Genomic DNA, 8,466 nt, shown 5'->3' with positions numbered 1-8,466 from the left:
CTCGACGCCCGGGGCCGGCCCGCCGCGGACGCCGGCGGCCCGCGGCGTCCGGCGGGGTGCCGGGACGGCGGCGGCGAGCAGGAGCACGGCACCGAGCAGGAAGGCGGGGACGGGGCCGACGGCGTCGGCGACGGCGCCCGTCACCGTGGCGCCGACGGCCTGGCCCGCCGTGAGCGCGACGAAGAGCACGGCGGTCGTGGGGCCCGGCGCGGCGGGTCGCAGGTGTGCCGCCCACGCGATGAGGACCCCGCTCAGGGCGGTGTACGCACCACCGAACAGCGCGGCGGCGAACCCCGCGAGCACGGGACGGTCGGGGGCGAGCGCGAGGCCGAGCGTGCCGACCGCGCTCGCGACGGCGGTGAGCCACCACGCACCGCGCAGCCCCAGCACGCGCACCGCGTCGCCGCTGACCGCACCGAGCACGGCGGCGACCCCGAGCAGGCACCACAGCACCGCCGACGTGCGCGCGGGCAGCCCGCCGGTCGTCGTCAGGAGGTCGCGACCGAACGTCCAGACCGCCGCGCTGCCGACGCCCGCGAGCACGGCGGCGAGCGCGGGCCGCCGCAGCGACCGCCCGTCCGCGCCGCCCGGGGGACGGGACCGTCCCGCGCCCGTCGGGGCGGGCCAGGACGTGGCGCGGTCGACGACGGCGGCGACGAGCAGCGCCGCGACGGCGGCCCCCGCCCACACGGGCCGCCACGCGTGCGGCGCGACGAGCGCCACCGCGCCCGCGACCGCCACGCCCGCCCCCGTCCCGGCGTTGACGACGGCCTGCGCACGGTCGGCCCGCGCGGGCGCCACGCGCGCCGCGACGGCGACGACGAGCGCGGGCGACGCGGCACCGGCGGCACCACCGGCGACGAGCACGCCGACCGCGAGCACCGCGGCGGACGGCGCGAGCGCGACGAGGACGCCGCCCGCCGCGGCGAGGACCGCCGCGACCCACAGGACGACGCGCGCGCCGCGGCGCGGCACGAGCCGGCGGGCCAGCAGCGCGGTCGCGCAGTAGGCGGCGAAGCTGCCCGCGGCCACGAGCCCGGCGGTGCTCGGGGTGAGGCCGAGCTCGGCCGTGATCGCCGGGAGCTGCAGGCCGTACCCGTACCGGACGACGCCGTACGTCACCGCGACGAGGCCCGCTCCCCCGGCGACGACACCCGCGGCGCCCGGCCGTAACGATCGTTTCACTGTCACGATCGTTACGGTAGGCACATGACCAGCGGCACGGCACGCCCGGAGGCCCGCGAGCGCCTGCTCGCGGCGGCCGAGGAGCTGTTCACCGAGCACGGCATCGCCGCCACCGGCGTCGACGCCGTGCTGCGCCGCGCGCAGGTGGCGCCCGCGACGCTGTACGCGCACTTCGGCGGCAAGGACCACCTCGTCGCGGCCTACCTCGAGCGCCGGCACGCGCGGTGGCGCGCCGCGTGGGACGACGCGCTCGCGCGCTGCGGCGACGACCCCGACACCCGCGTGCTCGCGGTCTTCGACGCGCTCGACGCGTTCCCGGGCCCGACGCCGACGCGGCGGGGCTGCGCGTTCCTCGCCGCGGCCGTCGAGGTGACCGACCCGGCGCACCCCGCGCACGCGTGGCTCGTGGCCGACACGCACCTGCTGCGCGAGCGCCTGCACGACCTCGCCGCGGCGACCGGCGCGGCCGACCCCGCCCCGCTCGCCGCCGAGCTGCTGCTGCTCTACGACGGCGCGCTCGCCGCGCGCGCCCGCGACGGCGTGACTGGTGACGCCGGCCCGGCCGCCGACGTGCGGGGGCTCGCCGCCGCCGCGGTCGCGCGTCACCGCGACCCGCGCCGGACGACGGCGGGCGCCGCACCGCTGCCCGGGTCGCCCGACGGCGGCACACGCGAGGCCGGATCGCCCGAGAGCACGCGCGAGACGGGCGCGCGCGACCGCACACCGGCGGCACCCCCGCGCGACGAGGCTCGTCAGGCGGGCTCGCGCGGCGCGTCGTAGACGAGGCCACGGGGCGTGACGCGCGCACCGGCGGCGGGCGGGTGCGGCGTGAGGCGGCCGTCGTGGCCCAGGTGCCGGACGTCGACGCCGTGCAGCAGGACGGCGGCGTCGGCGACGACCCGGCGGTGGCACCGCCACCAGACCGCCTCGCTGCACATCACCGCGACCTCGCCGTCGACCGTCCGCACCTGGCCGAGCAGGTCCGCGAGCGCGGCACCGAAGACGTCCGTCCGCGCGTAGGCGGCGTAGGCCCGGAACGCGTCGACCTGCCACCAGGTGTCGAGGTCGTCGTCCGCGGCGCGGCGGCGACGTCCGCCGAGCCGCTCCTCCCAGCGGTAGTCGACGCCCGCCGCGGGGAGCCACGCGGCGAGCGCCTCGCGTGCGACGTGGGGGTGGCGGCGGCTGCCGGGGAAGCGTCGGACGTCCACGACGTGCCGCACGTCGGCGCCGCGCAGCACGTGCGCGACCTCCTCCTGCGCGAGCGCGCCGTGCCCGAACGTGACCAGTCGTGCCGCCATCGCCCCGACCCTGCCAACGCCGACCGAGGGTCGCACGCCGGGGGCCGGGCACCCGGCACCTCCGGGTCCCCGCTGCACCCGGTCCGGACCACCGGAAAGCTCAACCCCCGAGTGAGTAAACGTTTAACTCCACCACGGACCCCTTCAAACCGGCGTAAGGGCCGTGGCAATGTGAAGGTTCACATCGCGGTCCGCCCGGGCTGCGCCGACCCAGCAACGTCGCGGGTCCGCGCAGGTCGCACGCGGAGCAACCGCTTCGACCCACCCCGTCCACGGACGACTCGAAGGAGAGCACCATGAGACCAGCACGCGCGCTCGGGGCCGCCGCCCCGGTGCGGGGGACCCGACGCCGCTGGACGTCGGCCGTCGTGGCGGCCGCGACCGCCGTGACCGCCGGCGGGCTCGCGCTCGCCACGGCCCCCGCCGCGACGGCCGCGACCGTCGACACGAACGCGTCGTACGTGCTCATCAACCGCCAGAGCGGCAAGGCGCTCGACGTCTACAACCTGGCCATGAACGACGGCGCCCGCATCACGCAGTGGACCCGCAACGACGGCCAGCAGCAGCAGTGGCAGTTCGTCGACTCCGGCAACGGCGACTACCGCATCAAGTCCCGCCTGTCCGGCAAGGTGCTCGACGTCTACAACTGGTCGACCGCCGACGGCGCCGCGATCAACCAGTACACCGACCACAACCAGGCCAACCAGCGGTTCCGGCTGCAGGACGCGGGCGACGGGTACGTCATCCTCATCAACCGGCAGTCCAACAAGGCCGTCGAGGTGCAGGGCGCCTCGACCGCCGACGGCGCGAACGTCGTGCAGTACACCAACTGGGGCGGCGCCAACCAGCAGTGGCAGCTCGTGCGCCTGGGCGGCGGCACCAACCCGACGCCCACCCCGACGCCGACGCCGACGCCCGGCAACCCCGGCGGCACGTGCCAGCTCCCCACGAGCTACCGGTGGACGTCGACCGGTGCGCTCGCGCAGCCGCAGAACGGCTGGGTCTCGCTCAAGGACTTCACGGTCGCGCCCTACAACGGCCAGCAGCTCGTCTACGCCACGACGAACGACGGCCGCAACTGGGGCTCGATGAACTTCGGGCTGTTCACGAACTACTCCCAGATGGGCTCCGTCGCGCAGAACCGCATGCCGTTCAGCGCGGTCGCGCCGTCGCTGTTCTACTTCGCGCCGAAGAACATCTGGGTGCTCGCGTACCAGTGGGGTGGCGCGGCGTTCACGTACCGCACGTCCACCAACCCGGCCGACGTGAACTCCTGGTCGGCGCCGCAGAACCTGTTCACCGGCTCGATCAGCAACTCCGGCACCGGGCCGATCGACCAGGCGCTCATCGGCGACGACCGGAACATGTACCTGTTCTTCGCGGGTGACAACGGCCGGATCTACCGGGCGTCGATGCCGATCGGGAACTTCCCGGGCAACTTCGGCTCGTCGTACCAGACGATCATGACCGACACGACCGAGAACCTGTTCGAGGCCGTGCAGGTCTACAAGCTCCAGGGCCAGCAGAAGTACCTCATGATCGTCGAGGCGCAGAACGGCCAGGGTCGCTACTTCCGGTCCTTCACGGCCACGAGCCTGGACGGCACGTGGACGCCCAACGCCACGACGTTCAACAACCCGTTCGCGGGCCGTACGAACACGGGCGTGACCTGGACCAACGACATCAGCCACGGTGAGCTGCTGCGCACCAACGCCGATCAGACCATGACGATCGACCCGTGCAACCTGCAGATGCTGTACCAGGGCCGCGCGCCGGGTTCGGGCGGCGAGTACCACACGTGGCCGTACCGCCCGGGGCTGCTGACGCTCCAGCGGTAGCCGTCCCGCCGGTCGCCGTGCACGGGGCCGGGGTGGGGTCCTCCCGAGGGCCGCACCCCGGCCCCGTCCGCGTGCCCGGTTCCCCGCTGAGCGAACACGCTCGCGGAAGACCCGCGGATGGACGATGGTTCAGGTGAGCAGAACGCGGCAGGCCGTCGTCCCGACACCCGCCGCGGGCCCCGAGGAGACGAGGAGTCCGGCCATGTCCGTCATCACCACCGACGCCCCCACCGCCCAGCTCACCCGCCAGGACCGCTGCGACCGCTGCGGCGCGCAGGCGTACGTCCGCGCGACGCTCGCCACCGCGGGCGGCGCCGAGCTGCTGTTCTGCGGCCACCACTTCCGTGCGCACGAGTCCAAGCTGCTCTCCGCGGGTGCCGTCGTCCTCGACGAGCGCCACCTCATCGACGCGTAGCCGCACCCGCACCCGCGGGTGCCGGTCGCACGCACGGCCCGGGACGTCACCGACGTCCCGGGCCGTCGTCGTCCGGCGACCGGTGCGTCGGCGAGGGCGTCGCCGCGTCACCCGGAGGGTCGTTCCCGCGGGCGGCGCGGACGCGTACCGTACGCGGGGTCGCGGCGGCGCCGCCGTGACGGCGCAGCGGGCACGCGCGGGCAGGCGCCCGGGCGGCGGACGGCCCGCGGGCGTCGACGCCGCCGGACCCGTCGGAGGTGGGATGCCGCACGCGACACCGGCAGGCCGCCCGCCGCGGTGCGCGCCGTGACGCACACCGCGACGGCCCCGCCGCCGCGCCGCACGACGGTCCCGCTCGCGTCGGTCGGGCGGCGTGCCCGCACGCAGGCCGGGCTGCTCGCGGCGCTGCTGGCCGTCGTCGTCGCGGGCGCGGTGCTGCTGGGCACGTGCGCGCTCGTGCTGACCACGGGCCAGGAGCAGGCGGTCGACGCCGCGCTGCGCCGCACCGACCCGCACGACCTCGCGGTCGAGGTGACGTTCCGGCTCGAGGGCGCCGAGCCCCGGGCCGTCGACGACGCGGCGCGCGTGCTGGGCGCGGCGCTCGCCCCCGCGCGGCCGGCCGTGACGCCGTGGCGGACGTCGGCGGTGCGCCCGCTGGCCGTGGCCTCCGCACCGGGCGCCCGGGCGTACGTCACGGCGTCCGACGACCTCACGGCGCACGCCGCGCTGACGTCCGGGCGGTGGCCGACGACCACGGGCGCCGACGTCGTCGAGGTCGCCGTGCCGGACGTCGCGGCACGGGCCCTGGGGCTCGCGGTCGGCGACGAGGCGGTGCTGGGCGAGCTGCGCGACGGCCGCCGCCGCGACCCCGTCCCCGGGTCCGGCGACGTCCCCCTGGTCGTGGTGGGCACGTTCGCCCCCGAGCCGGGGGCCGATGCCTGGGACCGCGACCCGCTGCGCGGCACCGCGAGCAGCGCGGCCGGCAGCGGCGGCGACGCGAGCACGACGGCCGCGGGGACCGGGGCGACGACGTCCGGCACGGACGCCGCGGACGCTGCCGACCCCGCCGCGCCCGTCACGTACGGCCCGCTCCTCGCCGCACCGGACGCGCTCGCGGCGTCCGCCGTCGAGGTGGACCGCGTCTCGCTCGTCGCGCGGCCCGACGTCGCGGGCCTGCGCCCCGCGGACCGCGCGGACCTGCGGCGCGGCGTCGACGCCCTGCCCGCGGGGCTCGACCGGGCGCTCGGCGACCCCGTCGCGGGCGTCCGCGTGCTGACCGGCCTCGGCGGTGCGCTCGCCGCGGCGCAGACGCAGGAGCGCGTGACGCGCTCGGTGGTCGTGGTGGTCGCTCTCGTCGGGGCGGCGCTCGCCGCCGCGGCGCTCGCGCTCGCGGGGCGCCTCGTGGGCGTGCGGCGCGCCGCCGAGACGCGTCTGCTGGTCGCGCGCGGGGCCGCGCGGTCCCAGCTGGCCGCGCGGGCGGCGGTCGAGAGCGTCGCCCTCGGCGTCGTGGCCGTCGCCGCGGCGGTGCCGCTCACCGTCGCGCTGTACCGCGGCCTCACGCGGCTGCCGCTGCTGGCCGACGCGGGCCTCGCGAGCGACGTCGGGCCGACGCGCGCGCTCGTGCTGACCGTCGTGCTGGGCGTCCTCGTGCTCGTCGCCGTGCTGGTCGCGCCCGCGCTGCGCGCCGCGGACGACCGGCCGGTGCACGTCGGGGTGCGCGGGCGGGTCGCGCGCGCCACGGTCGACGCGCTGCTCGTGGGGCTCGCGGCGGTCGGCGTGCTGCAGCTGCGCGGGCGCGCGTTCGCGGCCGGCGGCGGCGCTGACCCGCTGCTCGTCGCGGTCCCTGTGCTGTGCCTGGTCGCGGGCGCCGCCGTCGCGCTGCGGGTCGTGCCGTGGGTCGCGCGGCGGGCCGAGGTCCGCGCGGCCCGGTCCCCCGGTGTCGTCGTGCCGCTCGCGTCGTGGGAGGTCGCGCGGCGCGGGCACTCGGCGGGCGCGGCGCTGCTGCTGGTGCTCGCGACGGCGGCCGCGACGTTCGGGACGTCGCTCGGGGCGACGTGGGCGACGTCCGCGCAGGACCAGGCGGACACCGCTGTCGGCGCCGACGTCGCCGTGGCGCGCACCGCGGCTCCGCCGCTCGCACAGGCCGCCGCGCTGAGCGACCTCACGGGCGCCGCGGCGGTGCCGCTCACCGACCGCGAGGTCGCGCTCGGACCCGTCGCCGGGCCCGGCCCCGCGACGCCCGCGACGCGCCTGGCCGCGATCGACACGCGGCACGACGCGGGGCTCGTGCGCGGCCGGCTCCCGGCGGGCACCACGTGGCCGGGCCTCACCGCGGGCCTCGCCCCCGGCGCGCCCGTGGCCGGCGTCGCGCTGCCCGCCGGCGTCGGCACGCTCGACGTCGGCGTCAGGGGGGTCGTCGAGACGCTGCGCGGGCGCGCGATCGAGGACCTCACGGTCACGCCGACGCTCGTCGTGGAGGGCCCCGACGGCGCGCGCCAGGCCGTGCCGGGCGCGCCCGTGCCGCTCGACGGCGCCGCGCACGCGCAGACGCTGCCGCTGCCCGCGACCGCGGGCCTGACGGTCGTCGCGGTCGACCTGCAGGTCGTGGTCGAGCAGCGCGCCGACGCGCTCGCGCTGCCCACCGAGGCCCTGCCGCTCGACGTCGAGGTGACCCTGACCCCGCCGGACGGCGGCACCGCGCAGGCACCGGCCGGCGGCGGCTGGTCGGGCGCCGTCGCCGCCGACAGCGTCGACCGCCTGCGCACGCCCGACGACGTCACGGTGCGGCAGGACGGCGGCGCCGTGACGGTCGCCGGTCGCGTCGGGCTCGTGCCCGCGGGGCTCCTCGGCGGGCCCGCGCACCTCGTGCTCACGGGCTTCCCGCCGCCGGCCGACGTGCCCGTGCTGCTCGGCCGCGACCTCGCCGCGAGCATCGCCGCCGAACCCGGCGACACCTACGCGCTCGGGCTCGGCGGCACCACCGTCGTCGCACGCGTCGTCGGCGTCGTCCCGCCGCGGGCCGCCCTGCCGCGCGGTGCGACGCTCCTGGCCGACCACGACGCGCTGTCCCGCGCCGTGGTCGCGCACGGACCGCTCGCCGACGTCGTGGATGCGTGGTGGCTCGCCGGCGCCCCCGACGCCGCCGCGGCGCGGGTCGACGCCGCGGGGCTCGGGGCGGCCGTGACGCGCACCGGGCTGGCCGCGCACCTGCGCGACGACCCGCTGCGGACCGGCGTGCAGGGCGCGCTGTGGCTGCTGGTCGCCGCCGCCGTCGTGCTCGCGGTGACCGGGACGCTCGTGCAGACCGCCGCTGCGCTCGACGCGCGCGCCGTCGACGTCGCGCGGCTGCAGGGCATGGGGCTGTCGCGGCGGGCCGTGGTCGGCACGCTGCTGGTCGAGCACGGCGTCGTCAGCGTGCTGGTCGTCGCCGCGGGCGTCGCGGTCGGCGCGCTCACGTCGTTCGTCGTCGGGCCGCACCTGGTGGTCTCGGCGACCGGGGAGGTGCCCGTGCCGGCGCCCGTCGCGGTGTGGCCGTGGGCCGCGCAGGGCGCCGTGGTCGCGGTGCTGCTGGTGGCCTGCACGGCCGTCGTCGTGCCCGTCACCACGCGCCTCGCGCGCCGCGCGACCGTCGCGCACCTGCGCATGGAGGGCGGGCGGTGAGCGGCGGGCACGGGCGGGCGGCGCCGCGGCGCCCGTGGTGGCCGGCGGTCGCCACGGCCGCGATGGCGGG

6 protein-coding genes are annotated in these 8,466 nt (G+C 78.2%); 4 read left to right on the top strand and 2 right to left on the bottom strand.

Going from position 1 to position 8,466, the window contains the following annotated elements:
• The coding region (locus tag CS2_RS16825; protein WP_217997404.1) for an MFS transporter at nucleotides 1–1,191 on the bottom strand (1,191 nt) is incomplete at its 3' end.
• 18 nt (nucleotides 1,192–1,209) lie between these two features.
• Here CS2_RS16825 and CS2_RS16820 point away from each other — a divergent pair.
• Nucleotides 1,210–1,965 (top strand): TetR/AcrR family transcriptional regulator, encoded by a 756-nt coding sequence (locus tag CS2_RS16820; RefSeq protein ID WP_070320844.1) that lies wholly within the window; start codon nucleotides 1,210–1,212, stop codon nucleotides 1,963–1,965.
• Here the strand turns inward: CS2_RS16820 and CS2_RS16815 are convergent.
• Nucleotides 1,938–2,483 (bottom strand): DUF488 domain-containing protein, encoded by a 546-nt coding sequence (locus tag CS2_RS16815; protein ID WP_070320843.1) that lies wholly within the window; start codon nucleotides 2,481–2,483, stop codon nucleotides 1,938–1,940. The two genes, CS2_RS16820 and CS2_RS16815, sit on opposite strands and share 28 nt — an antisense overlap.
• Nucleotides 2,484–2,779: 296 nt before the next feature.
• On the opposite strand from CS2_RS16815, the gene CS2_RS16810 reads away from it, so the two are divergent.
• From CS2_RS16810 to CS2_RS16800, 3 genes are all read left to right on the top strand, one after another.
• Nucleotides 2,780–4,321, top strand: a complete 1,542-nt coding sequence (locus CS2_RS16810) for a non-reducing end alpha-L-arabinofuranosidase family hydrolase (RefSeq protein ID WP_070320842.1) — start codon at nucleotides 2,780–2,782, stop codon at nucleotides 4,319–4,321.
• A 202-nt stretch (nucleotides 4,322–4,523) separates the two neighbouring features.
• On the top strand, nucleotides 4,524–4,736 hold the full coding sequence (locus CS2_RS16805) for a DUF7455 domain-containing protein (protein WP_046529122.1): 213 nt from the start codon (nucleotides 4,524–4,526) through the stop codon (nucleotides 4,734–4,736).
• A 306-nt stretch (nucleotides 4,737–5,042) separates the two neighbouring features.
• On the top strand, nucleotides 5,043–8,396 hold the full coding sequence (locus tag CS2_RS16800) for a hypothetical protein (RefSeq protein ID WP_156442185.1): 3,354 nt from the start codon (nucleotides 5,043–5,045) through the stop codon (nucleotides 8,394–8,396).
• The last annotated feature ends 70 nt before the right edge of the window (nucleotides 8,397–8,466 follow it).

The sequence above is a fragment of the Cellulomonas iranensis NBRC 101100 = JCM 18110 genome, assembly GCF_001552375.1.
Taxonomy (GTDB): Bacteria; Actinomycetota; Actinomycetes; order Actinomycetales; family Cellulomonadaceae; genus Cellulomonas; species Cellulomonas iranensis.
Note: the sequence above shows the minus strand (reverse complement) of the source record. Positions and strands in the feature narration are given on the sequence as shown.